Below are 26658 nucleotides of genomic sequence, written 5' to 3'. Positions count from 1 at the left end.
GGCAATCCTTTGCCGACGTGTGCTCCCCGATTTCCTGAGCACGTCGGCAAGGGATTGCCGACCTACGACTCTCAGCGACCGCGATTGCAGCCTACGGCGCCGCCACAAACCGGCTCCGCGCCGAACGCCGTCGTTCGATGGGCTATAGTCGGCGCTCGTCACGAGCGGAGGAGCTCGCAGATGACCGCTGGAAGACCTGAGGGCGACAGACCCTCGGCCCAGATCAGTTCGCACAAGCTGTTTGCGCCGCCCGCTTTCCGTGGGGTGGTGTCGCGGCGCGCGATACTCGACCGGATATTTGCCGAAGGCGCGGTCCGCACGTTCCTGTTTCAGGGGCCGGCGGGCCACGGCAAGTCGACACTGCTGCAGCAGGTGATGAGCGCCTGTCAGCAGCGCGGCAGCCTCACCGGCTGGCTCAGCTTCGACGACGCCGACAACGACATGCGCCGCTTCACCAGCCATTTCGACGCGCTGCTCGACGGGGTCTGCGGCGACACCCCCGGAGGTCCGCGCCGGCCGAATCCGGCCGGCCCGCGCGCGCGCCGCTCCGACGCGGTGATCCAGCGCCTGCTGCAACTCGGCCGCCCGGTCGCGCTGTTCCTCGATGAGCTTCAGGAGCTGTCCAACCCGGCGATTCTCGGCTTCTTCCGCGACCTGCTGGAACGCTTGCCGGACCGCATCACGATCCACTTCGGCTCGCGTGCGCTGCCCGATCTCGGCCTGGCGCGGCTGCTGGTCAACGGCCGCGCCCTCGTGCTGCGCGCCGACGAGCTGCGCTTCACCACGTTCGAGGCCGAACAGTTCTTCGCCGAGGCGCGCGACCTCGGCGTCAAGCAGGACGAAGTCGCCGCGATTCATAAACAAACCGAGGGCTGGCCGGCGGCGCTGCAGCTGTTCCGCCTGAGCCTGGCGAGCCCGAGCGTGCGCGGCGCGCTCGGCGATCTGGGCGGCTACCGGCCGCGCGAACTCGCCGACTATCTCGCCGACAACGTGCTCAGCCTGCAGACGCCGCGCATCCGCGAATTCCTGCTGCGCACCAGCCTGCTGACGCGCTTGAGCGCGCCGCTGTGCGATGCGCTGCTCGGCTGGCAGGACGCGCAGAGCATCCTGCTGTTCCTGGAACGCAACGGCCTGTTCCTGCGCAGCCTCGATTCCGAGCTGCGCTGGTTCAAATATCACACGCTGTTCTCCGGCTTCCTGCTCGAACAATTGCGCGAGAGCGATCCGCAGGGCCTGCGCGAACTGCATTCGCGCGCCGCACACTGGTATCACGCCCACGGCTTCCACGACGAGGCCATGCACCATGCCATCGAGGCCGGCGAATTCGGCTTCGCCGCCAGCGTGATGAACCTGTGGAGCACGCGTCTGGTCGCCGAGGGCCATCTGGCAACGGTCGAGCGCTGGTACGACCGGCTGCCGCTGGACGAAATCGAGCCGCGCCGCGACCTCGCCGTGAAGATCGCCTACGCACTGAGCTTTCTGCGCCGCCACCGCAAGCTGCGGCCGCTGATGGAGGTGCTCGACACACCGGTCACGCTCGCCTCGGCGCCGGGCGCGCCCTCGGCCAATCCCGACGTCGTGCGCACCATGGTCACGCTGCTGTTCGACGATATCCCGCGCGCCTTCGAGCTGGTTCGCAGCATCGACGTGCATGTACCGGACCCGGAACCGTTCCGCGCCTTCGAGCTGTCCGCCGCCTGCAATGTGATCGGCTACAGCGCGTCCTCATCCGGCGACTACGAGAGCGCGCGCGAATACGTGATGCTGTCGCGCGCCTACAGCGACAAGGCGCACGCGCGCTTCAGCGGCGGCTACTCGGTCGCGATTGCCGGCACCAATCTGCTGGTGCAGGGCGAGCTGCGCGAAGCGCTCGAACGCTTCCGCGCGGGCCTCGCCGAACAGCACGCCGACGCCGATACTTCGGTGGCCTCCGCGTCGCTGGTGTCCTGCTATTTGATGGCGCTTTACGACGCCGACGAGCTGGCCACCGCCGAGGCGCTGTTCGCACAGTTCCACGACGTGATCCGCGAAGGCGTGCTGCTGGATTTCCTCGCGGTCGCCTACGTCTCGATGGCGCGCATCCATGATGCGCGCGGCGCATCGCCCAAGGCGGTCGAGCTGCTCGACGAGGCCGAGAACATCGGCCATCTGACCGGCTGGCCGAGGCTGATCCGCATGGTCGATCGCGAGCGCGTGCGGCGCCATCTGCTGCGCGGCGAACGTGACCGCGCGCAGCTGATCGCGTCGCGCATCCCGCAGCGCCCCGAGTTCGTGCTGCCGCAAGGTACGGCGCTGTTTTCCGAAGACAGCGAAGGCGAGGCGATCGGCCGGATCCGCCTGGCGATCCATCGCGGCAACGGCGACGAGGCGCTACGCCAGATCGCGCTGGAACTCGAGCTTGCACAGCGTCACGGCCGCATCCGCCGGCAGATCAAGCTGCACATCCTGGAGGCGCTGGCACAGTCGCAGCGTGGCCGCGCGCGGCCGGCCTACGCCGCGATCCGTCACGCGATGCAGCTCGCCGAACCGCGCGGCTTCATCCGCAGCTTCCTCGACGAAGGCGACGAGGTGCAGAAACTGTTGCGCGAAGTCTACCCGTCGCTGCAGGAGGCCGGCGGCGGCCGCGAACAGTCCGGCGAAGGCCTGCTGCGTTTCGCCGCAAGACTGCTCGGCACCTCCGCGCCGAGCGCCGACGACCTCGCCAGCGGTGCCCCGCTGCAGATCGCCGAGCCGCTGACCGACGGCGAGAAGAACATCCTCGCCTTCCTGGCCCGCGGCGTGTCGAACAAGGTGATCGCGGCGGAGCTGTTCGTGTCGGAGAACACGGTCAAGTTCCATCTGAAAAACATCTACGGCAAGCTCGGCGCCGGCAGCCGCCTGCAGGCGATCAACGCGGCGCGGCGGATGGGGCTGGTTTAGAGCCAGACGGCGTTCCAGTAGGGGTAGTCGCCGAGGCTGTGAACCAGGCCGGCGCGGATCGGGTTGGCGACCAGGTAGCGGGCGGCGGTGATGACGTGCTCGTCTTTGCGCAAGGCCCGGTCGTGATAGGCAGGCTGCCAGAGTGAACCGGTTCGGCCCAGCACTTGATTGGCCGATCGGGCGCTCGCGCCTTTCAATCGCAGAACGACGGCGTCCAGGGTCTCATCCTCGTTCAGCTGCAGCAACCAGTGCGCATGGTCCGGCATCAACACCCAAGCCAGCATCCGGGCGTTCCCCAGCAACCGCGCCTGATCGAAGCACCGAGCGGCAGCGCAGGCAGCCCGAAAGTCTCTGAAGACAGGCCGGCGGTCCCGGGTCGCCGTCGTCACCAGATAGACCTGCCCCGGAATCGACACACGTCCGCATCGCAAGCCCGACTGTCTTGATCTGCTGTCCATACCGCAACTGTAGGAGCGGTCCTTGACCGCGATTGAGACCTGGCCGACACAATCACGGTCAAGGACCGCTCCTACAGTTCCATGAACACGGTTCGCTCTAGCCTTTGAACCGAATCGTGGCCGTGATACGCATCCGCATCGCAAGCCCGACTGTCTTGATCTGCTGTCCATACCGCAACTGTAGGAGCGGTCCTTGACCGCGATTGAGACCTGGCCGACACAATCACGGTCAAGGACCGCTCCTACAGTTGCGTAACCACAGCCTGCTCAGCCGTTCAGCATCTCCTTGTTCCCGGCAGCGAAATCGATGAACCAGTCGATCGCGGTCGGCTGCATCATCGCGTCGCGGCTCACCGCTTTCTCGATCGCCCAGCCCATCAGGATCTTGCGCACCGGCAATTCCATTTTCTTGCCGGTCAGCGTGTACGGGATCAGGTCCACCGCATACAACTGATCCGGCACATGCCGCGGGCTGCAGTCGGCGCGCAGCTTCACGCCGATCTTCTCGCGCAGCGTTTCATCCAGCTGCTGGCCCGGACGCAGCTGCACGAACATCGGCATGAAGTAGCGGCCGCCGGCGAGTTCGCAGCAGACGATCAGGCTGTCGGCGATCTCCGGCAGCTGCTCGACGCAGCGATAGATTTCCGCGGTGCCGATGCGCACGCCATAGCGGTTCAGGGTCGAATCGCTGCGGCCGTAGATGTAGCAGCCGCCGCGCCGGTTGATCTTGATGTAGTCGCCGTGGCGCCACACGCCCTCGTGCTGCGCGAAATACGATTCGCGATAGCGCCTGTCGTTCTCGTCGTTCCAGAAATACAGCGGCATCGACGGGAACGGGCTCATCACCATCAGCTCGCCGACTTCATCGGTCACCGCCTGGCCGTCGTCGTTCCAGGCCTGCACGTCCATGCCGAGCATGCGTGCCTGGATCTCGCCCGCATACACCGGCAGGGTCGGCACCGCGCCGACGAAGCCGCTGCAGATTTCGGTGCCGCCGGACTGCGAGGTCACCCACAGATCCTGCTTCACGCAGCGGTAGAACCACTCGAAGGTTTCCGGCGTCGACGGTGAACCGGCGACGATGATCGCTTCCAGCGCCGAAAGATCGTAGGCCGTGCCCGGATTCAGCCCGGCTTTCTCCATCATCTGCACGAACGTCGGGCTCGCGCCGAAGCTGACGCAGCGCGTATCGGCCGCGAGTTTCCACAAAAAGTCCGGGCCCGGATGCATCGGGCTGCCGTCGTACAGTACCGCCGAGCCGCCGGTGATCAGCGCCGCGATCAGCAGGTTCCACATCATCCAGCCGGTGGTGCTGTAGAAAAACATCGCCGCGCCGGGACGCAGATTCAGGTGGAAGTGCATCAGCTTCAGATGCTCGACCAGCACGCCGACATGGCTGTGCACGATCGGCTTGGGCAGGCCGGTGGTGCCCGACGAGAACACCACCCAGATCGGATGATCGAAAGGCAGGCGCTCGTAGACGAAGCTCGCACGCGGCACGTCGGCGTGGTCCATCAGCGACCGCCACAGCACCGCATCCGCGATCGGGATCTGCGTGGAGTCCGGATTCAGATACGGCAGCCACACCAGTTTTTCCAGGCCAGGCAACTTGCCGGCGATTTCCTGCACCTCGGCCACACGCGAGAAATTCTTGCCGCCGAAGCGATAGCCGTCACAGGCGAACATCACTTTCGGCGCGATCTGCGCGTAGCGGTCGATCACGGTCTTGACGCCGAACTCCGGCGCCGCCGACGACCAGACGCCGCCGACCGCCAAGGTCGCCATCATCGCGATCGCGGTCTCCGGCACGTTCGGCATATACGACACCACGCGGTCGCCGGGCACCACGCCCATTGCGCGCAACTGCGTGGCGAGAATACGTACCTGCCGGCCGAGTTCCTGCCAGCTCATCTGCTGCAGCGGACGGTTCTCGGTCAGGTGATGGAACGCCGTTTCGCCGGGCTTGGCGACGGCCTCGTGCCGCAGCAGATGCTCGGCGTAATTCACGCTCGAGCCTTCGAACCATTTAGCGCCCGGCATCTTGCGCTGGTCGAGCACGCGCTGGTACGGAGTCGACGACTGCACGTCGAAATAGTCCCAGATCGAGGCCCAGAAGGCCGGCACGTCGGTGACCGACCATTGGTGCAGCGCGCCGTAAGCGGCGAACTTCAGGCCGCGCTCGGACGCCAGCCAGCGCGTGTATCGCGCGATGTTCGATGTGTTCGCGAACGCCTCGCTCGGCGCCCACAGAAGCTGCCCTTCCTTGACCATCGCCTGGCTCCTTTCTGGGCCTTGCGCCGCCTTTGCAACGGCATCATCAGCCACGACGCGCTCCGCCGGTCTGCAGCGTCACGACGGGCTCGCTGACCAGACCGAAACTCTGCAGCACACCCAGCAGTTCGCGATGGCCGAAGGCCTGGCAGCCCGAGGCGAAGCCGTAACGCTTCGGCGGCGCCTGCAGCAGGTGATAGGCGACATAAGCCTGCAGCAGACCGGTCTGCTTGTAGTTGCAGTTGCCGTGGATCACGCAATGCGCGCGCCCCAGCGGGCCGCTGGCGTGCACTGAATCCACCGAGGTATTGATGCGCGTGTTCTCGCGCGGCGGCATGCCGGATTGCAGGCTCGCCGCCATGTCGGACAGCGCCTTGTCGGCTTCGGCTTTCGGCAAAGGCTTGATCTTTTCCTCGACCACTGCGGCGATCTGCACCACGCCCTCCATCACGCTGCGCTCGAACACGCCGCCCATGGCCTTGCAGTTGGCGACACGTGGATCGTCCTTGAACCACACCGGGTGCGCAGTGCCGCCCCAGGGCAGCGCCATCGCGGTCTGGTGCTGGCCCGGCACGATCACTTCGGCCTTGGCGGTTGCCGGCCACTGCAGGTACTGGTTCTGCTCCAGGTGATAGAAGTTCGCGGTCAGGATGCTGAAGATGGTCTGCGTCGAGGCATAGGTCGGGAAGCCTTTCCACAGCACCAGGATGTCCAGGGTATCCAGGCCGGGATTTTCCAGACAGATGTTCGCGGCGATCTCGCCGGTGGTGTACATCTGCGCGATGCCCGGCGCCAGCAGCAGCTGCTTCGCCGCGAACTTCTCGCCCCAGGTTTGCTGGGCGTGCATCATCCAGTTCTGTTCGCCATTGGTGTCGGTGTAATGCACGCCGGCGGCGAGGCAGGCTTCGACCGCCTCGGGCCCGTACTTCATGAACGGGCCGACCATGTTGCACAGCACTTTCGTGCCCTTCAGCAACTGCGTCAGCGCCTCGGTGCTGTGCTCGACCTCGGCGATTTCGTAGTCGGCGTTCTCGATGCCTGGCACTTTATCGAGCACCTCCCGGATGCGCCTGGCGTCGCGGCCCGCGGCAATGAACGGCATGCGGTATTCGCGCAGGTATTCGGCGACGAGGCGGCCGGTGTAGCCGGTGACGCCGTAGATCACGACCGGTTTTTTGGCTAGTGTGGTGCCCATCGTTGTTCTCCTCGAGTGCTTTTTGTTTTGTGGTGTGGATCAGGCGGTCATGCCGCCGTCGACGACCAGGTCGGAGCCGGTCATGTAGCTGGATTCGTCCGATGCGAGAAACAACACCGCCGCCGCGATTTCCGCAGGCCTGGCGAAGCGGCCCATCGGAATCCGCGCCAGGGTTTTCTGCGCAAACATCTGCGCCGTCTCCGGCGCCAGCGCGGCGAGCGCGCCGCTGACCATCTGGGTCTCGGCGAAGCCCGGACAGACGCTGTTGACGCGAATGCCGTAGCCGCTGCGCGCGCAGTGGATCGCGGTGGATTTGCTGAACAGCCGCACGCCGCCCTTGCTGGCGTTGTAGGCCGGCAGGCCGGCCTCGCCGATCAGGCCCTCGATCGAGGCGATGTTGACGATGGCACCGCCGCCGCTGTGCTTCATGCGCGCGATGGCCGCCTGCGTGCCGAGATAGACGCCGTTGAGATTGACGTCGATGGTGCGCGCCCAATCCTCGGCGCTGATGCTTTCGATATCGGCGATGCCGGCGACACCGGCGTTGTTGACCAGCACGTCGAGCCGTCCCCAGCGTGCGATCAGAGCATCGAGAACCTCGCCCCACTGCTCACGGCGGGTCACGTCCTGCTGTTGGAATACCGCATTGGCGCCGAGCGTTTTAGCGACGGCTTCGCCTTCGGCGCGATCCAGATCGGTGATCATCACCTTGGCGCCTTCAGCCAACAAGGCTTCGGCAGCAGCCAGGCCGAGGCCGCGCGCGCCGCCGGTGATCAGGCAGACTTTTTTCTGTAGTCGATTCATTCGCTGGTTCTCCGGAAAAGCCGATCACGGTCCGATCGCGGAATTCAGGTTTCGTCTGCCTCACTGGGCGTAAGCCCCACCATCCAGCACGATCTCCGCGCCGGTGGTCCAGCGCGCCGCACCCGACGCCAGATACAGCACCGCATTCGCCACGTCAGCCGGCTCGCCCAGGCCCAGCGGATGCAGCTGGTTCATCGCCGCGTCCGCGGTCGCCAGGTCCGGCACCAGGCCGAGGCGTACGAAACCTTCCAGCAGATGCGTGCCCATCGCGGTCTTGATCACGCCCGGATGCACCGAATTCACGCGAATGCCGGTGCCGAGCTGCGCGCATTCGATCGCGGCGGCCTTGGTCATCGAGCGCACCGCGCCCTTGGACGCGCAGTAGGCAGACAGGCCGGTGACGCCGATCATCGCGGCCAGCGACGACAGGTTGACGATCGCGCCACTGCGGCCGCTGATGCCGCCCGGGCGCATCGCGCGGATGGCGTATTTCAGGCCCAGAAACGTGCCGTTGACGTTGATGTCCTGGATGCGCTTGAAGGTCTCCAGGCTGCACTCGGTCAGCAGCGCCATGTCCTCGACGCCGGCGTTGTTGACCAGGATGTCGAGCCCGCCGAAGCGGCCGACCGCCTTGGCAATCGCCGCATCCCACTGTTCTTCCCGGGTGACGTCGTGCTGCATCGCCGCCGCCTTGCCGCCGGCGTCGCGGATCGCGGCCGCGGTCTTCTCGACCGCTTCGGCCTGCACGTCGGTCAGAAACACCGCAGCGCCGGCCGCCGCCAACGTGCTGGCGATATGCGCGCCGAGGCCCTGCGCGGCACCGCTGATGAAAGCCACTTTGCCGTCGAGACGGAAAGCGCGCGTCGGATCGTTTGTTGCCTGGCTCATGATGGGTTCTCCTCGCAATGGCTCTGCGTCAGCGCAGCGCATGGACGTCATAGAAGACTTCGAAGCTCTGCATGTCGACGTAGCCGACACCGAAGCACTGCAGGCGGTTGACCCACAGATAGCCGGGGTGCGCCGTCGTCATGCGCGGTGCGGTGCGCAGCTGCAGCTTCGGCGGCAGCTCGCCGCGCAGAAAGCGGGCGTGTCCGTCTTCGCCGAGGTCGCCGACACCCTGGTAGGCAACATCGATCAGCGCGCCGTCGTGCGTCCTGATGCAGGCGCGCACGTCGAGAATGCCGACGCCGTCGCTGCGCAGATTGAAGAAGTCGGCACCGACCGGCATCAGCTCGCCGCGGATGCGCGGGCCGGTGATTTCGCCGCCGAGAATCGTGAAGTTCACGCGGATGCCGCCGGGCAAGGGGCCGATGACTTGCGGCGGATTCAGCTGCGCGCGGTACGAGCAGATGTGTTCGAGCTGATAGGCGAGCATCGAGGTTCTCCTGGTGGATCAACCGGCACGCAGGCCGGACAGGCGCTCGAGCACGGCCTCGGGCTGCAGGCCGCTCGCCGGCAAGCTGAGGTAGCGCAGCGGCGCGGCGGCGGCGCGGCCGCTGTCCCAGAACGAAGCCGGTATGCGCAGCGCCGCGATCGTCGCACCACGCTGCGCTGTCGGCGCGATGACGAAGTCCAGGCTGGCGGCGTCGTAGTCGCCGGCACTCGGCTGCAGCAGGCCCAGATCCCAGCGGTAATGCCGCGCGACGTTGATCACGGCGCCGTAGCAGCACAGGTCATCGTCGGACGAGGGCACGGAGGCCGGGCATTCTTCCAGCAACAAGACATCAACTCCGGCTTCGCCGAAACCGCGCAGAAAGTCGGCGACATAAACCGCAGCCGCATCGGCATCGTCGGCGCTGACCTCCAGCGGCTGATCCGCAGCGAAAGCCTGCGCATACGCCAGCGCCGGCCAGTAACGCGGCGACGGCACCCGCAGCGCCAGCAGCGCGTCGCCGAAGCCGGCGCGCATGCCGCGCACCAGTTCCGCCAGATGCGCACGCAGCGCCGCGTCGGCAAGCAGCACTTTCAGCGGCGCCAGCAGGCGCGGCTTCGCCGCCATTGCGCTGCGCAGCGGCGCGGCCTGCGCAAGCCAGGCCTCGATCACCAGCGCGAGCGGCAGGCTGATCACGTCGGAGTGCAGCAGACCCTGGGCCTTGCGCTGCCAGGCCAGCGTCGCGGCGACGTCGAGCCACGGCGGCGCGCCCTTGGCCAGCAGCGCGGACGCATAGTCACTCGCGTCCAGCCACAGCAGCCCGCCGATGGGCACTGCGGCGACGCGATCCAGCAGGCGGCTCACTGGCTTACCTTCGCGTATGACAGGCACCGCTCGGAAGCGTGAGCCGCCCGCCCTGCTCCCGCACCCGCTGCCGCTGCGCGGCAGACACCGTGTCGCAGGGCGCTCATGCGCCGGCCGCAGACTTCGTCAGCGCTGCCAGTTCCGCCTCGAGCTGCGCGATCCGCAGGTCTTTCGGATTCGGCATGTAGATGCCCTGCAGCTTGTCGGCATCCATCTTCACGCTCAGGCCGATCGCCGGGTTCTGCGCGTGGATCACCGTGTTGTCGCTCCAGCTGCCGAAGTAGGTCAGATGCGGCGCCGGCTCCGGCGTGACCCACTCGGCGACGAACTCGTCGTAGGGCTTGGAGCGCGCAATGCGCGCACGGCGTTCGGCGGCACGCAGCTCGGCGGTGGCCTCGACGTCGACAATCAGCTGTTGCGAATCGAACACCAGCTTGTAGATGTCGCGGGCGATGTCGTGCGACATCAGGTCTTCGCGCAGATCCTTCATCACCGCTTCCGGATCGCGCTCGAGCACGTCGCCGTAGCCGCCGCCGGCACCCTGGCAGATCATGTAGACCTCGCCGTCGTTGCACAGCTCGAAGGTCATGCCCATGTCCTGGCTGCTGTACTTGCCGGGCAGCGGCTGCTGGTTCATCAGCTGCACGATGTCGAACACCTCGACGATCTTCGGATTCTTGCGCAGCTCGTCGAAGATGTTGACGCCCTTGATCTTGCACAGCTGGTAGCTCGGGCAGGAATAGCCGCCGAACAGGCCCTGCGCCGACGGAAACTTGGAACCCTCGCAGCCGGTCATGAAACCCCACATGCCGGAGCCGCGCGCAGTTGCGATCTGCTCGTAGCCCATGCCGCCGCGATACTTGCCGAAGCCGATCCGGTCCTTGGCGATGCGCTGCGCTCCCAGGCGGATGATCGGCGTGTCTTCCTCGTTGATCTCGTGTTCACCGCTGTCGCACATGAAGCCGAACACCGGCGACACGCTGTGCTCGCCGTCGGCGTGGCTGCGCGCGCCCTGGCCGTTGCCGTTGATGTCCGCACAGAAGTTGCCGGTGACGTCGCCGTGCTGGGTGATGCCGCCGTAGATGAAAGTCGCGGCCTGGTCGTACTGCGAGGCGATCACCGCCGAGTAGCGCGTCGGCAGGCTGTAGTTGAACTTGTTCATCGGGATGGTCCAGACCACGCAGCCCTTGAACATCGGCATCAGGCTCATCGCCTGCGGCATTTCGCCTTCGGCGTCGATGATCGAGTTGTGGTCGCTGATGATCTCAATCGGCGACAGCACCGCCATCGTATGCGGCAGATCCGGCCAGACGTTCTGCAGCAGGCCGGTGCACAGCGCGGCCTTGAACGAGGCGATGTTGGTGTTGACGCTGCGGTTCATGAACTGCGGCGACGTGCCGCGGAAATCGCAGATCATGCGCTCGCCCTTGATCGTGATCGCCAGCGAGATTTTCTGCAGCGCGTTCTCGCGCAAGGTCGAATCCATGAACTGGACCACGCGCGTGGTGCCGTCCGGCATTTCGCGGATGCGCCGGCGCATTTCGACTTCGGTGTCTTCCAGGTGGCTGCGCAAGGTGCCGACCAGCAGGTCCTTGCCGAACTGCTCGAGAATCGCGAACACCCGCTCGCGCAAGCGCATCACGGCATGCAGCTTGACCTTCATGTCCTCCAGCTGCAGCTTCGGATCGCGCACCGAGTTCTGCAGAAACGTGACGAGGTCGCGCTTCAGCTGAAAGTTCTCGACGACCTTGAACGGCGACATCTTCAGGCCTTCGTCGTACTTGCTCTCGGCCGCCGCCGGCAGGCCGCCCGGCTCGCAGGAGCCGTTCTCGCCTTCGTGGATGGTCGAGGACAGCCAGCAGATCAGCTCGCCTTTCCAGTACAGCGGCATCATCATCGACTGGTCGGTGTTATGCACGCCGCCGTAGCGCGCGTCGTTGTGGATGAAGCCGTCACCTTCCTTGACGCCGACGCTGGGATCGTCGATCCAGTTCTTGATGATGAAGCGGATCGGATAGAAGCAGCAGGCCGCGAACGCGATGATGCCGTGCGGCGCGATCATGCTCAGATCGCCCTGCGCGGTGTAGATGCCGGTGACCAGGTCGCCCCACTTGGCGCCGGGCGCAGCGCCCATCTGGTTGACCATCGTGAAGGCTTCGGACAGCGCCGCGTTGATCAGGCCGCGCACGTGATGCACCTGGTGCGGGTCCAGGTTCCTGGCCAGTGCTTCCTCCTCGATCTTCGAGCGCGGCTGCACCGTGTGGTTGCGCATGATCTCGGGATCGGGGCCGAGGAACAGCCGGTTCTCCGACAGGAATTTGTCGAGCAGGCCCTGGTCTTCGGCGGTCAATGCGGCCTTGGGTGGCATGTCGTTCATGGTGTTCTCCTTTCGGCCGAAGCCGCACTACTGCTGTTCCTGGAGCTGTAGGAGCGGTTCTTAACCGCGATTGGGACGGTGAGGCCTCGATCGCGCTTGAGAAGCGCTCCTACAGTTCGCGTAACCGGGCCTGCGCAATACCTCAATGCCCGCCGCGCGTGAACCACACCGCGCCCTGGCTCGCCGCGTAATAGCGCCAGCCCGGCTCGACCAGGTAAGTGGTCGCCGGCGTCGTCACCAGCGCCGGGCCTTCGATGCGCGTGCCCTCAAGCAGTGCGGCCTGGTCGTACAGGCGCGTCTCGATCGGCGTGTCGTGGCCCGGGAAGCTGCACAGGCGCGTACCGAGCGGCTCGACCGTGATGCCGACGCGGCCGTCATCCTGGATGCCGGAAAAGCTCGCGCTCGGCTTCTCGACGAACGAGCAGACGCGGATGGTGTTGATGCGGATGCCGGCCTCGGGCGACTGGCTGCCTTCACCGAAGCGTTCGCCGTAGCGCGTGTGGAATTCGGCGATCAGGCGCAGCACATCGGTCTGGCTTTCCAGGCGCTTCAGGTCGGTGACCACCGCGGTCTGCACGCGCTGATTGCCGTAGCGCATGTCGATTTCGAGCCGGTACTGGATTTCGCCGGCGTCGAAACCCTGGCGCAGCAGGTCTTCGCGGCCACGACGCTCCAGCTCTTCCACGCTGCCGTTGAACACGCTGTAATTCGAGAAGAACGCACGCAGGTTCGGATCGAACAGCGTGGTCCAGGTGCTGATCTCGTGGATGTGCATCTGGTTCATGTTGCCGGCGCCGACCGCCGAGAACACCGACGAGAACGGCGGCGCCAGGATGCGATCGATGCCCAGCACCGCCGCGATACCGCAGGCGTGCAGCGGACCATTGCCGCCGTAAGCGAGCACGGTGAAATCTTTCGGCTCGTAACCGCGCGTCCGCAACTCGGTGGCGATGCCGTTGGCCATGTTCGCATCCACAGTCTTCTTGATCAGCTTGGCAACGCCGACCATGTCCATGTCGAGATCGTCGCAAAGTTCTTCGAAAGCCTGCCGGCTGCGGCGCGGATTGAGCTTGATGTGGCCGTTGGCGTAATTCGCCGGATCCAGGTAGCCCAATGCGAGATCCGCGTCGGTCACGGTCGGCTTCAAACCGCCGCGGTCGTAGCAGGCCGGGCCGGGATCGGAGCCGGCCGAAGCGGGGCCGATCTTCACGGTCTTGAACATGCGCTCGAAGCTGCAGATCGAACCGCCGCCGGCGCCGAGCGTGACCAGATGCACCATCGGAATCGACACCAGCCAGCGGTCGATCACCGGATTGAAGTCGTAGTACTTGACGCCGCCCTGGACGACGATGCCGATGTCGAAGCTGGTGCCGCCCATGTCGGTCGCGACGACATTGCCCAGGCCGGTCTGCAGCATCAGATGCTCGCTGGCGGCGATGCCCGACACCGGGCCGGAATGCACGGTCTGCAGCGCGTCGGTGGAATTCAGCTGCGCCATGCCGCCGGAGTTGTGATTGACCAGCATCGGCTTGTCGTAGCCCTGCGCGCGCAGATTGAGTTCCAGCGTGCCGAGGCCGTGATACATGGTCGCGTGCAGGAAGGCGTCCATGATCGTCGACATCGAGCGCGCGTATTCGCCCTTGCGGCCGGCGACCTGATGACTCAGCAGCAGCGGGATCGCGCCGAGCAGATGGCCGGGATATTCCTCCAGAAAAATCTCGCGCACGCGCAGCTCGTTCTGCGGATTGACGACGCTGTTGGTGAAGGCGACGACCAGCGCCTCGGCGCCGGCGTCGACCAGTTCGCGGATGCGCTGGCGCACGTCGTCCTCGTCCAGATCCCAGAAGATGTCGCCCAGATAATCGACGCGCTCACGCACTTCGCGGATCATCTCGATCGGCACGATCGGCTCCGGCCGCTGCGCGTTGGGGATGTCCATCTGCCGATCTTCCGACAGGCCTTCGCCGTAGCCGCGCGCCCGCGACAGCGGAATCGTGCTCTTGAAGCCGGTGGTGACCAGTGCGCCGATGCGCGGGCCCTTGCGCTCGATCAGCGCATTGGTGCCTAGCGTCGTCGCATAGCGCACCGAATCGACCTGCGACAGCAGTGTGCCGACTTCGACGCTGAGCTCCTTGCAGGCATTGGCCAGCGCCTCGTTGAAGCCGAGCGCGAGGTTGTGGTGCGTGGTCAGCGCCTTGCCCTGGATGTTGCGCGTCCCCCAGCTGACGAAGCAATCGGTGAAAGTGCCGCCGATATCGACTGATACTCGTTTCATGGATGTTCCTTCGTTTCAATCGTGTCACTGTAGGAGCGGTCCTTGACCGCGATTGAGGCCTCACCGTCACATTCGCGGTCAAGGACCGCTCCTACAGGCGCCGCGCATCGAAGTTTTTGCTCAGGGCTTGTGCCCGTGCTGATGCTGGCTGTGGATCGCACGCCCCATTTTCACTTTCTCCAGCGCCAGATCGGGGCCGATCACCGGCTCCTTGACTTCGACGCGATCCTTCCATTGCAGCTTCAGCGCATCGATGTCGAACTCGATATCGTGCAGCGGCGGATGGCCCGGCGGCAGGTATTCGGCTTCGAACAAAGTGCCGCAGTTCGGGCAGTAGTATTCGAGAATCCGGCACCAGGCCGGGTCCGGTGAGTAGGTGCGCGCATACATTTTCGGATCGAGCAGCGGCTTGTGAATCTCGCGCGGATCGCGGTCGTAGACGCGCAGGCCACGCTTGTAGTTTTCACGCGCCGAGCCAAGCTGCCGATCGCAGCGGCGGCATTCGTATTGCTCGGTGTCCAGATTGATGCGCAGGTATTCGGTGACCAGAACTTTCATGTTGTTGTCTCCTCGTAGGGCGGGTCGTGACCCGCCGCCCTTGTTTTGTCGACTCAACGGCGGGTCATGACCCGCCCTACGGCGTGCTCAAAAGGATGTCGCCGCTGTCGTTGAAGTCGAAGCGCCAGCCGGCCTCGATGCGGCAGGTGTAAAAGGCTTCTTCGAGTACCGCGGGGCCGGCGGCACCGCTGCCGCCGCGCTGTTCTTCGGCGCGGTACAGCGGCACGTCCAGCCACTGGCCGGCGCTGAGAATGCGGCGCGTGCCGCTGGCTTTCGCCGCTTTCGACGCGCCGCCGAACTTGCCCGAAAGCTGCGGCTGCGCGATCGGCTTGGCCACCAGCAGCGAGACGGAAAGACGCGCGTCCGATGGCAGATCGGACGGCAATTTGCCGTCGCTGAGCGCCGCCGTCGTGGTTTCGCCCTTGCTCGCGATATGCAGCATGGTTTCGATGCGGCATTCGTCGAGCTCGATGTTCTCGCCATACATGCCGCGCCGCGCCTTCTGCATGACCTCGTCAGTCGCGGCTTTCAGACCGGCCGCATCCCTGGATGCGAGCACCGCCTCGAAGCGGTGCGCGATGTCGGAGAAACCCAGGCCGAAAGCCGAAAACACCGCGGCCAGGCCCGGAATCAGCACGCGCGATACCCCCGCCGCCTCGGCAACGCGGCACACCACGAACGGACCGCCGCCGCCAAAAGCGGCGAGCGTCGTATCCGCGCTGATCCGGGTGTAGGCCTTCAGCGCATCGGCGACTTTCCTGACCCAGGCGTCTTCCATGCGCGTCGCGGCCGCCTCAACGCTGATACCCAGTGGACTGGCGACGTTTTCGGCGATCGCGGCCTTGGCGCGCTCGAGATCGATTTTCAGTTCGCCGCCGAAGAACGAGGCCGGATCGAGCAGGCCCTGCACCAGAAACGCGTCGGTGATCGTCGCGAGGCGGCCGCCGAGGCCGAAGCAGGCCGGGCCCGGCGCCGAGCCCACCGACTGCGGACCGACGCTGATGGTCTCGCGCTCCGCCTTGATGATCGACGAGCCGCCGACGCCGACGCTGATCACGTCCGACAGCGGCAGCGAGGTTGCAACGCCTTCGACCTTGCCATGCGTTTCGGAGCGCACTACGCCCTTGTCGACGACGCCGATATCGGTCGTGGTGCCGCCGACGTCCATCGACAGCAGTTGCAGATACCCGTAATGCGCCGCCAGAGCGCGCGCGCCTTCCATGCCGCCGCGCGGGCCCGAGCTGTAGGTCATGACGGCGGTGGTCTTGGCGACGCGGCCGGAGTGGCCGTCGTTGCGGAAGATCAGCAGCGGATTGCGCGCCTTGTTCTCGCGCAGCTTGTGCTCTGCCGCGTATAGAAAACGCTCCATCGCCGGATGCAGGAAGGCATTGAAAATCGCGGTCCAGGCGCGGCGCGGATCGTTGTCGTCTTCGACCACCTCATGCGAGTACAGCAGCGGAATCGCGCCGAGCAGATGCGGCGGGAACTTGCGCAGCAGCACGCTGCGCACATGGCGCTCGGCGCTGCCGCGATCGGCGCCGCCAAAGGCGACGATGATGCGATTGGCGCCGGCCGATGCGAGCTGGTTGACGGCTGCGACTGCGGCCTTCTGCAGCGCCGCCTCATCGCCACCCACATTCAGGCTCGCAACGCGATCACCGATCAGCGCGTCGAAAAGATCCGCAGCGCCCGCCTGCGAGCGCATGGTCCTTGCGTCCAGCGTGCCGCCGGTGATCAGGCCGAGCCGCGGGCCCTTGCGCTCGACCAGCGCATTGGTGCCCTGGGTCGTCGAATAACGGATGTGCGCGGTATTGCGCAGCAGCTTCAGCAGATCGTCTTCACCGTAGATCAGGCGCGATACCTTGCGCAGGCCTTCGAACAGGCACTTCGACAGATCGTAGGGCGTGGTCAGGGTCTTGGTGCGATAGACCTGCGCGCCGGCGATCACGCAGATATCGGTCAGCGTGCCGCCGTTGTCGATGTTGATCAGCATGCCGCCGGCACCTGCCGCATGCGGCACCGCCGTCGGCTGTGCCATCGCGGCTGCGGTGGCTGGGCTCATGGTGTCTCTCCTGCTCGCGTTGAATGTTGCGTCCCGTTCTTTTGACGACGGGATCAGGGAAGCAATACGGACAGACTACGTTCAGCGAACCGGGTATTTCGCTACCCGTGCGGGTAGTCGCGTTGCCGGTTTACCGCAGGCCTGCGCGGGCTGCGGGAATCGCGGACAAGGTCCGCTCCTACAGGAATTTTCCGCACCCTTGGTTTCGCCTCCTGTAGGAGCGGACCTTGTCCGCGATGAAGATCGGCGCGACCGCCAGATAATCAGCCGCTGCCCATGCGCATCAGCTCTTCGTAGGTTGGGGTGAGCGCAGCGAACCCCAACATTCGTGCCGCGACGGTGTTGGGCATCGCTGCGCTCAGCCCAACCTACGCCCTGCGCCCGCTCCATCTAGCCGCTGCCCATGCGCATCAGTGCCGCGTTGGTCAGGTAACGATCGTAGATTCCGGCGTCGTTGACGCGCGTCGGGTGGCCGGCTATTTCGCGCACCTGCTCGAGCCGCGTCATCCTGCCGCTCTGGATGTCGAAGGCATGCACATGCCCCCAGGACCAGTACGGATGCTGGCCGTCGTTGAAGGTCTTGCCCTTGGATTCGTAGAGCCCGTAGGCGCCGTCGAACGAGCGATAGGGTTCGCCGCGGCGGTCGTAGGACACCATCGCGATCGGCAACTGCGTGCGCGCATCGATCCAGACACGCTTCTTGCTGACCGGCGCACGCGGAAATTTCACCGGCTCGGCCTCGATGATCACCGCCTCGGGCACGAACTCGACCGTGGTGTCCCAGAACGTGTGCCCCTTGGGGCCGCCATGGGTTTTGTGTTCCCAGTTCGGATGCTCGCCGCCGGCCCAGCCGCCGGACACCGCGGCGAGCACCGGCCCGCGCCCGATCACCTTGTAATTGCCCCAGGTGTACAGCGGATCGCCCGCGCACCAGGCGTCGGACAGATACAGCGTCGAGCCGGGAATCAGCGGCTCGAAACGCTGGTCGGTCGGGAACTGTCGGATGCGCTTGAATGCGGCAACGTAGCCGTACAGCTCCGGGAAGTTGTTCTGGTCGTAATCCCAGATATTCAGGAACGAGGTGCCCTTGATGCTGTCCGGCGTGGTGAAGAACACCGACTGGTAGCGCAGCTTGTTCTCGCGCCCCGGCAGGTAGGGCTTCGGGTCCATCGAGACGCGCGCGACCGGCGACAGCTCGGCCCAGCCGCTCTCGTAATTGAACTGCACGTCGCCCTCGATGTTCAGGTCGTACTCCTTCATCGCATACAGGCAGGCGTCGTGGCGGCCCCAGTTCAGCGTCAGGCCCGCATACAGCTCCAATGCGGATGTCGCATTCGGGAACGGCGTGCCGCCGATCCAGGGCTTGCCCTGCAAGGTGACGATGTTGCCGCGCTCGTCGAACCGCGCCTGCCCGGCATTGCGCAGCGTCGCCTCCAGGTATTCCCAGGGGCTGAGCTTCATCACGTCGCTGGTCGTAGGCGCGATCTTCAGGCGCCGGCCCAGGGTCTTGATCTGCACGTACTTGATCGGCTCGAGCAGATCCTTAACCTGGTCGACATTCGCCGCGCTGATCTCGTCGCCGGTCTTGATCCGGCCCCGGGTGTAGGCGTCGATCGACAGCAGCTCGTCGGGATAGGCTTTGGCGGCGCTGCCGGTTTGCGCGATCGCGTCCCATACCGGCATCAGCACGCCGCCACCGACGACGCCGGCCGCAACGCTTTTCAGAAAATGGCGGCGGCTGTAGTCGTGATCGTAGCGGCGGATTCGCATGTTGTTCCTGGTGGAATCGCAGCAGTGCTCGGTTGCGCTGGCGTGTCATCGCGGACAAGGTCCGCTCCTACAGTGCGTTTCGCCAACTGTAGGAGCGGACCCAAGTCCGCGATTGCAAGCCATCAGAACTGATACGCCGCGCGGATCGTCACCTCGTCGGCGAAGTCCACCGTCGACAGCAGCGTCTTGTTCGCATTGCCGGCGAAGCCGCCCTCGATGTACGAGTAGAAGGCTTCGATGGTGATCGAACCGCGCGGCTTCCACTTGACGCCCGGCTGCACCAGGATGCTGCCGCGCGGGTCGTACAGCACCGCAATCGCGGCGCGGTAGATGTCGTTCGGGAACGGCTGCTGCGCGGCGAACACCACGTAGTCGGCGCTGCTGATGCCGTCGGGACTCGAGGTGCGCGTACCGCCGTAGCCTTTCAGCGAGCGGCCGAACAGATCGTCGGCGTTGCGGTGCATCGCCTGGAGCACGAAGTACGTGGCCGGGAAGCTCTGGCTGAAGCGCTGGTACTTCTCCATCACCAGCGCGGTGACCGAGGCGTCCTGGGTCAGGAAGTTCTGCCCCAGATCGGGCGAAGTGAAAGTGCGGTCCGGCGTGTACGAGGTTTCCAGGTTGAAGATGATCTGGTCGAACACCGAGCCCGGCTCGGCCTCGGTGACGTAGCTGACACCCAGGCCGAACACGTTCTCCTCAAAATACTTGCGCTCGATGTGGCCGCGCAGGCTGCCGCCGGCCGCGATGAAGAAGGTGTCGAGCTCGTTATGCGCCTGCGCAAAAGTATCGACCGGTGAAGCCAGCACATTGGTCGTGGCCGGAGCGAAGTCGTTGACCGCCGCATTCAACCCGGCGACGCCGTCCAGGCGCACCGCCGCGGCATAGCTGAACCACTCTTCGGCGGAATACACGCCGCCCGGCGAGGCCTCGAACGGAGTATTCGCCAGCTGCGCGCCGGAGTTGCCACCGTTGAGCGTGTTGACCACCAGGCCCAGCGGATTGCTGCTCGGCACGTTCTTGTCGACGCCGGACCGGGTCCAGCGGAACACGCCGTCCGGATTCCAGCGGCGCACCGCCATGCCCTGGAAACCCCACTGCCCGTAGTTGGCCTTCATGCGCAGGCCATAGCTGAACTTGTCGTCGTAGTCGCCGTAGCGGTCATGCACGGTGAACTGCACCGGGATCACGTTGTACTGGGTGTTCGGATTGCCGTAGATCGTCGGCTGGAACTTGGCGACATACGCATCGGCCAGGACCTCGTCGGTGAGCTGGTAGCCGGCGCGGATCGACAGCTGCGGCACGCGCTTGTCGGCATATTCTTCCTGGGCGTAATCGAGCACCGAATGGCGGCGCAGATCGATGCCGTTGGCGACGTCGAACACGCGGAAGAAGATCGCCTGGCCCCAGGCGATCTGCTGATTGCCGACGCGCAGGTTCAGCGGGCCATGGTTGTAATCGAAGAACAGTGACGGGAAGTACACCAGGTAGTTCTGGCCGGCCCATTCCAGTGGATTGGCGTGCGACTTGCCCTCGGGGCGGTACTCGAAATAGTTCGGGCTGCTGCTGCGATACAGCGCCTTGTCGCCGCCGTCGATGCCGCCGCGATCGTCGTCGACGCTGTGCGCGTTGAAATCGTCGTAGCCCGGATCGTAGATCGCGCGCACCCTGCCGATCAGCGACAGATCGGAGGTGAAGCGGATGCCGGTTTCGACTTCGCCGCGCAGGATGTGATAGTTCGACCAGTTGTTGGACGTGTCGATGCCGGTACGCGTCGTCGTATCGGCGAGCAGCGGGTTGGGCACCGCGAAGCTCAGCGCCTGCGAGCCCGGCACCGGCACGCCGGGCATGCGCGCCACGGTGACGCCGTTGAAGGTGTTGCCGTTCTGGTTGTTCGGGTTCTCGCCGCCGGTCTGGAACGCGTTCTCGACGCGGACGAATCCGCCGACACTGACGTCAATGCCACCTAGCAGGCCGTCAAAAAAACTGCCGTCACCTTCTTTCTGTGCCTGCGCCACATTGCAACTCAGCAACAGCACCGCGCCCGCCAGACCCGCCTGCAGCCACCGCCCTTGTTGGTATCGTTTCATCGCATCTCCCCTTCGTTTTCTCGTTTTACGGGTGCTGCCTTTCTCTACGACCTTGCTTCCCGAATCGCTTCCCGCATGGGCTCAGTTGTCGATACGAATGATTTTTCCGGTGGCGCCGACCGCGAGCAGCGGCGCGCCGGCATCGGCCCGCGCCAGGCCCGAATACCAGGCCGACTGCACGTCGCCCGCAGTAACGTGGCTCCAGGTCTGGCCGTTGTCGGCGCTGCGCAGCATGTCGCGCATGCCGCTGGCGACCACCTGGCCATCCGCGCTCGACCGCACGCCCAGCAGAATCGCTGCACTGCCGGTCGCCAGCTCGCTCCAGGTCTGGCCGCCGTTGTCGCTGCGCAGCGCCGCTCCGCTCTGGCCGACCGCATAGCCGACACCGTCGCTGCGAATGTCCAGCGCGAAGATCGAGGCCGCGCCCTTGTGCAGCAGCTGCCAGCCGGCCTGGCCGGCAGCGGAACGCAGAATCAGGCCGAATTCGCCCGCGATCGTGACCGATCCGGCTTCGTCTACGTCCACGCCATAAAGGTGCGGCTGTGCGCCGTCCTCGGTGTACGGCGACCAGTCCGGCGCGATTGCGGCCCAGCTCCCGCCACCGTCGCTGGACTTCAGCACGGTGCCGAAAGAACCGACCGCCGCGGCAACGCCGTGGCTGTTGAGGCTCACCGCGAACAAGCGCTCCTCGGTGCCGCTGTCGACTTTCTGCCACGCCGCCTGCGCGTCGCGCTTCAGGATCAAACCCATCTGGCCGACAGCGAGTTCATGCGCGGCGTTGATGTCGACGCCGAGCAGGCTCAGCTGCGTTGGCGACGGCGATACGCGCTGCCAGGTCTTGCCGGCGTCGCGGGTATCGAAAATCGCGCCGGCAGCGCCGACCGCGACGCCGATGTTCTGGTTGAACGCCAGTGCGAACAGCGCGTCGTGGGCCTTGCCGGTGATGATCGTGTCGACCTTGCCGGTCTCTTGCGCGGCGCGCGCTGCAGCAATCGCCATCACACCGGCAATTACCGCGGCGCCGCACATCAGAATTCTTTTATTGCTCATGTCTCTCTCGCCCCGCACTTTGAAGAACCGCAGTTTGAACAACCGCACCGTAGGGCGGGTCGTGACCCGCCGTTCTCGCTGCAACAGCGGCGGGTCGCGACCCGCCCTACGGATGCTCAGGATTGGCCGAGTCGCTGGATCGCCTGGTTGGTCAGGTACTTGTTGTAGACGTCCACGCCCTGGGTCGAGAACTGGCTCTTGTAGCCGCCGGTGGTGGTGTCGGTGTGCATGATCCGGGTCATGCGGTTGGACTGGATGTCATGGCTGTGGATGTGCGTCCACGACCACGCCGGCTTGCCGCTCTCGTCCTTGCTGACCGCGCTGCCGTCCTTGTACTGCGACCAGCCGGCTTCGAAGGACTTCCAGATTTCGCCGCGCCGGTCGTAGGTGATGTAGGCGATGAACTGCTGGTTGCGCGCGTCGATCCAGACGCGCTTCTTGCCCACTGGCGCACGCGGATAACCGATCGGCTCGGCCTCGAGCACGATGCAGTCCGGGCACAGCGACATCGTCGTGTCCCAGAAGGTCTGGCCCTTGGGGCCGCCGTGCGTGGTCTTCTCCCAGTTCTTCTTGCTGCCGGCCCAGCCTTCGCTGACCGAACCCAGCATCGGCTGGCGGCCGATGATCTTGTAGTTGCCCCAGGTCAGCATCGGATCGCCGGCGGCCCAGGCGTCGGACAGGAACCAGGTGATGCCCGGCAGCAGCGGCTCGAAACGCTGGTTGGTCGGGAACTGGCGCACGCGCTTGAACTGCGGCAGGTAGCCGTACAGATCGGGGTACTTCTTCTGGTCGTAATACCAGGTGCTCAGGAACGAGCTGCCCGCGGTGTCGCTGGGGCCGGTGAACCACACGGACTGGATGCGCAGCAGATCCTTGCGGTTCTGGAACGTGGTGCCGTCGACGCGCGCCTGCGCCTGCAACTCGGCCCAGACGAAGTCGTACTGATAGGCCTGGTTGCCGTCGGGCTGCATGTCCCACTGGCGGATCGCGTACTGGCAGTAGTCGGCGCGGCCCCAGGACAGCGTCAGATTGCTGATCGCTTCTTCACCGGTCTTGGCGTCGGGGAAAGGCAGGCCGCCGAGCCAGGCGCCGCCGTCGGGTGCGTAGATGTTGCCGTCCGGGCCGAACTTGGCCTTGCCCTTGTTCTTCAGCGAGGTTTCCAGGAACGCGCTGGGGAACAGCACCGTGGTGTCTTTCGGCGCGGCGATGATGCCGATCTTGCGGCCCATCTCCTTGACCTGCTTGTAGGTGATCGGATCGAGCAGATCCTTGACCACGTCGACATTCGCCGCGCTCAGCGTATCGCCCGGCTTGATCTTGCCCTTGGTCAGCACTTCGATCGACAGCAGCTCGTCGGGATACACCTTGCCCAGGTCGGCGCCATTGGCGATCGCCGGCCACAGCGGAGCGAGTACACCGGCGCCGACACCCAGCGCCGCATTCTTCATCAGCGTGCGGCGGCCGTAGTCGACGTCGTATTTGCGGATATGCATTTTCGATCTCCTCAATCATCACAAGCTTTTGTCCGTCGCTTGCTTTCCGGTTGGCCTACTTCGCCGCGACGAAGTGGCCGCTGCTGAATTCCTCGCGCTGTGCGGTGTACTGCGACAGGTCCACGCCCTCGCCCACCAGCAGGTCGTCGCGGCCGACGAAGCGCGGCTTGATCAGCCACACCAGCAGCGGCAGCAGCACCAGCGCGAGCACCATGTTGATCAACATGATCAGCACCAGCAGCAGGCCCATGTCGGCCATGAACTTCAGCTCGCTGAGGAAGTACCAGGGCAGGATGCCGATCAGCATGATCGACGCGGTGAACATGATCGCCTTGCCGGTGGTGGTCAGCGACGCGGTGATCGCGGCGCCCCAGTCCTTGTTCTGCGCGTGGTATTCCTCGCAGATCCGCGACAGCAGGTAGATGCCGTAGTCGATGCCGACACCGACGCCGATCGCGGCGACCATCAGCGAGTTGATGTCCAGGCCGATGCCGATCATGTGCATCGAGGCGTTGAGCACGAAGTTGGAAAGATTCACCGGCACCAGCAGGATCAGGCCGGCGATCAGCGAGCGGTATGCCAGGCTGCAGCCGATCAGGATCACCAGATTCAACAGGCCGATGATGGCCCAGTGAAAGCGCTCGACGACGTGGTTGGTCGCCTGCTGCAGCGCGATTGTGCCGGTGCCCAGGCGCACCCGGAACGCCGCGTGATCGATGCCGACTTTCTCCACCGCCGCGGTCGCGGCTTTCAGTGCCGCGTCGACGGTTTCCTGCTTGTTGTCCTTGTACCAGGCCGACACCGTCGAGTTCTGCATGTTGAAGTCGATGACATGCGAGAACGCCTTGGTGCTGCTGCCCAAGGTCACCGCGATCGCCGCCGCATTCACTGCAGAGTTGGTCGGGTCCAGCGGCAGCCATTTGGGATTGCCACCGGCGAACAGGCGATTGCCCTCCATCAGATAGTCGCCGAACGACAGCGTCGCTCGCGGCGGCGCGTCGCCGTTCTCGATCAGGCTCTGCAGCTTGAACATCGTCATCACCGTGTCGGCCTGGCGCGCGACGCGAGCGGGATCGTTCGGGTTCTTTGCTTCCAGCACGATTTCCAGCGTATTCACGCCGGGGAAATGGCTGTTGATCTGGCGGATCGATTCGTTGAATTCAGAATCCGGCCACAACAAATTGCTGCCCTCGACCGGGTTGCCGATCTTGATCTGCAATGCCTCGTAGACCGCGACGCTGGCGATCACCGCGAACACCAGCGTGGTGATGCGCGCCGGCTTGCCGTAGGACAGGTGCGAGATCGAACGCAGCAGTGCCTGGAATTTTTTCTGGAACGCGGATTCGCGGCCGCCGTGGCCGACCAGGCGCTCGACATTGTTCGGCGCCGGCAGCGCGGCCAGCAGCAGCGAGATCAGCACCACGCCGGTGGGGATCAGCCAGATGCACCAGAAGCCGCAGAACAGCGCGAAGCGCTCCATCGCCGGGATCGGCGCAATCGCGATCAGGAACACGCCGACGATGTCGGTGAAGATGCCGAGCACCGACGGCGCCATCATCACGCCCATGGTGATTTCGGCGGCCTTGGATCGGTCTTTCACGTGCGCATAGATTTCGTAGTAGCGCTCGGTGAACTGCACGCAGTGCGAGAACGAGCGCGCCACCAGCAACAGCGGCACGATCATCAGCAGCGGTTCGATCGGTGATTTCAGCCAGCCGGTCAGGCCGAAGCCCCAGATCGCGGCAACCGCGCTGGTGACGATCGGCGTGACCACGCCGACGATGTTGCGCATGTACAGCGCCAGCGAGCCGATCAGCGCGGTCAAGGTGACCGCGAAGATGATGTACATCTGCGACTGGTAGCGGTACACCCAGCCGGTCAGCGCCGGCTGGCCGGCGAGATAGACGTCGTGATCCGCATCGCGCGCTTTCTCGACCAGGCCGTGCACGTAGTCGAACGCGGTGCCGTAGTCCAGACGCTGCTCGATGAAGGTGGCGTTGATCAGCGTCGCGGCGTTGTCGCCGGAGATCAGGAAGGTGCGCGCGTTCGGCGACTTGTCGACGCGACCGCGGAAATCGACGATCTCCTCGGGCGTGGCCGGCACATGGTTTTCCATCAGCGGCCGCATGTCGATGCCGTAAGGCGTGGCTTCGGCGTAGCGCGCTTTTTCGGTCGCGATCGACAGGATCTGGTCGTGGTCCACGCCCGGCGCCAGGTCGATGTCGCGGGTCAGCTGCCAGACTTTCTGCAAGGTCTCGGCGTTATAGATCGTCCTGTCCGCGGAGGGCGCGGACGGGTCCCCATCTTTACGCTTGACCATGATCGTCATCGTCAAGGGATTGCCGAAGTTCGGATGGTCCTTGAACACCTGCACGAAGGGATCGTCCTTCGGCAGCAGGTCGGAGAAGATCGTCTTGAGCTGCACGTCGCGCAGGCCGAGCGCGAAGAATGCCGTGATCACGGCGAAAGCCATCCAGCTGATCGCCTGGTGGCCGATGATCCAGATCGCAATCCGTTGACGCAGGGAGAACATAGGCTTCCTCGTTAGCTGGGCGTGCCGTGCTGTCGCGCTCGGCTTACGGGTTGGGGACGCGCGATGCCGACACTGCGGCAGCAGCAGCGCCGATCGATTCCGCGGACAACAGGCGGCTGCGGAACGCGCAGGCCTTCACGTCGACTGTATTCATGGCTCTCCTGACGCAGGCCCCGCTGTCGCGGGGCGAATCAAGCGGCTCGTCCCGATCGCTGGTGCTGGCGTAGCGACCGGGGGAGCGCTCTTTTTATAGTGGGTGGCATTACACGACCGCCGCGTTTTTCCGACGCCACCCTAATGGGTAGTTATCGGTAAAGCTTCGTTTCCCCAGGCGATTGCACAGCCGATGCTGCATTGCGACGTCGGCTCGTCCTGCGTTGCAACATGGATCGATGCGCGCAGCCGCTGCAGGTGACAGCATCGATGGCTTCAAGGAAAGCCCGGTGTTCCTTGCGGACCTGCTCACGGACCCTGAACCCGCTGATGGTAGGTCGGCAATCCTTTGCCGACGTGCTCAAGGGATCAGGGCGCACACGTCGGCAAAGGATTGCCGACCTACGTCGTTTGCGA

17 protein-coding genes are annotated in these 26658 nt (G+C 65.0%); 1 reads left to right on the top strand and 16 read right to left on the bottom strand.

The annotated features are described in order from the left end of the window. Positions 1-180 precede the first annotated feature (180 nt). Positions 181-2919 carry a LuxR C-terminal-related transcriptional regulator gene (locus JWQ90_RS19015; protein ID WP_299696589.1) on the top strand — a complete coding sequence of 913 codons (2739 nt, stop codon included), beginning with the start codon at positions 181-183 and terminating at the stop codon, positions 2917-2919. On the opposite strand, the gene JWQ90_RS19010 is transcribed toward JWQ90_RS19015, so the two are convergent. From JWQ90_RS19010 to JWQ90_RS18935, 16 genes are all read right to left on the bottom strand, one after another. Continuing rightward, positions 2916-3377: a transposase gene (locus JWQ90_RS19010; protein WP_299696588.1), complete on the bottom strand. Its 462-nt coding sequence runs from the start codon at positions 3375-3377 to the stop codon at positions 2916-2918. The genes JWQ90_RS19015 and JWQ90_RS19010 overlap by 4 nt on opposite strands. 267 nt (positions 3378-3644) lie before the next feature. Next, positions 3645-5648: an acetoacetate--CoA ligase gene (locus JWQ90_RS19005; RefSeq protein ID WP_299696587.1), complete on the bottom strand. Its 2004-nt coding sequence runs from the start codon at positions 5646-5648 to the stop codon at positions 3645-3647. Positions 5649-5694: 46 nt separating this feature from the next. Continuing rightward, positions 5695-6843, bottom strand: coding sequence for a DUF5938 domain-containing protein (locus tag JWQ90_RS19000; RefSeq protein WP_299696586.1), 1149 nt, complete (start codon positions 6841-6843; stop codon positions 5695-5697). Positions 6844-6882: 39 nt separating this feature from the next. Beyond that, positions 6883-7647, bottom strand: a complete 765-nt coding sequence (locus JWQ90_RS18995) for a glucose 1-dehydrogenase (protein ID WP_299696585.1) — start codon at positions 7645-7647, stop codon at positions 6883-6885. 60 nt (positions 7648-7707) lie between these two features. Beyond that, positions 7708-8535 (bottom strand): glucose 1-dehydrogenase, encoded by an 828-nt coding sequence (locus tag JWQ90_RS18990; RefSeq protein ID WP_299696584.1) that lies wholly within the window; start codon positions 8533-8535, stop codon positions 7708-7710. A gap of 28 nt (positions 8536-8563) precedes the next feature. Continuing rightward, the gene (locus JWQ90_RS18985; RefSeq protein ID WP_299696583.1) at positions 8564-9022 is read right to left on the bottom strand and encodes a DUF3237 domain-containing protein; all 459 of its coding nucleotides are present in this window, start codon (positions 9020-9022) and stop codon (positions 8564-8566) included. Positions 9023-9040: 18 nt separating this feature from the next. Further along, positions 9041-9883, bottom strand: a complete 843-nt coding sequence (locus tag JWQ90_RS18980; protein ID WP_299696582.1) for a hypothetical protein — start codon at positions 9881-9883, stop codon at positions 9041-9043. Positions 9884-9986: 103 nt separating this feature from the next. Continuing rightward, the gene (locus tag JWQ90_RS18975) at positions 9987-12260 is read right to left on the bottom strand and encodes a hydantoinase B/oxoprolinase family protein (RefSeq protein WP_299696581.1); all 2274 of its coding nucleotides are present in this window, start codon (positions 12258-12260) and stop codon (positions 9987-9989) included. Between the two features lie 142 nt (positions 12261-12402). Then, entirely contained in the window at positions 12403-14535 is a 2133-nt protein-coding gene (locus tag JWQ90_RS18970) for a hydantoinase/oxoprolinase family protein (RefSeq protein ID WP_299696580.1), read from the bottom strand. Between the two features lie 120 nt (positions 14536-14655). Beyond that, positions 14656-15093, bottom strand: coding sequence for an acetone carboxylase subunit gamma (locus tag JWQ90_RS18965; RefSeq protein ID WP_299696579.1), 438 nt, complete (start codon positions 15091-15093; stop codon positions 14656-14658). 76 nt (positions 15094-15169) lie between these two features. Beyond that, a complete protein-coding gene (locus JWQ90_RS18960) occupies positions 15170-17155 on the bottom strand; it encodes a hydantoinase/oxoprolinase family protein (protein ID WP_299696578.1) in 1986 nt (661 codons plus the stop codon). 390 nt (positions 17156-17545) lie between these two features. Further along, on the bottom strand, positions 17546-18925 hold the full coding sequence (locus JWQ90_RS18955) for a DUF1329 domain-containing protein (RefSeq protein WP_299696577.1): 1380 nt from the start codon (positions 18923-18925) through the stop codon (positions 17546-17548). A gap of 122 nt (positions 18926-19047) precedes the next feature. Then, positions 19048-21012, bottom strand: a complete 1965-nt coding sequence (locus tag JWQ90_RS18950) for a DUF1302 family protein (protein ID WP_299696576.1) — start codon at positions 21010-21012, stop codon at positions 19048-19050. A gap of 81 nt (positions 21013-21093) precedes the next feature. Then, positions 21094-22062, bottom strand: coding sequence for a YCF48-related protein (locus tag JWQ90_RS18945; RefSeq protein WP_299696575.1), 969 nt, complete (start codon positions 22060-22062; stop codon positions 21094-21096). Between the two features lie 116 nt (positions 22063-22178). Next, on the bottom strand, positions 22179-23555 hold the full coding sequence (locus tag JWQ90_RS18940) for a DUF1329 domain-containing protein (RefSeq protein ID WP_299696574.1): 1377 nt from the start codon (positions 23553-23555) through the stop codon (positions 22179-22181). A 55-nt stretch (positions 23556-23610) separates the two neighbouring features. Then, the gene (locus JWQ90_RS18935) at positions 23611-26088 is read right to left on the bottom strand and encodes an efflux RND transporter permease subunit (protein ID WP_299696573.1); all 2478 of its coding nucleotides are present in this window, start codon (positions 26086-26088) and stop codon (positions 23611-23613) included. Between the last annotated feature and the right edge of the window lie 570 nt (positions 26089-26658).

The organism is Hydrocarboniphaga sp., assembly GCF_028291725.1.
GTDB lineage: Bacteria > Pseudomonadota > Gammaproteobacteria > Nevskiales > Nevskiaceae > Hydrocarboniphaga.
The sequence above is the reverse complement of the archived record's forward strand: the minus strand, read 5'-3'. Positions and strand labels throughout refer to the sequence as shown.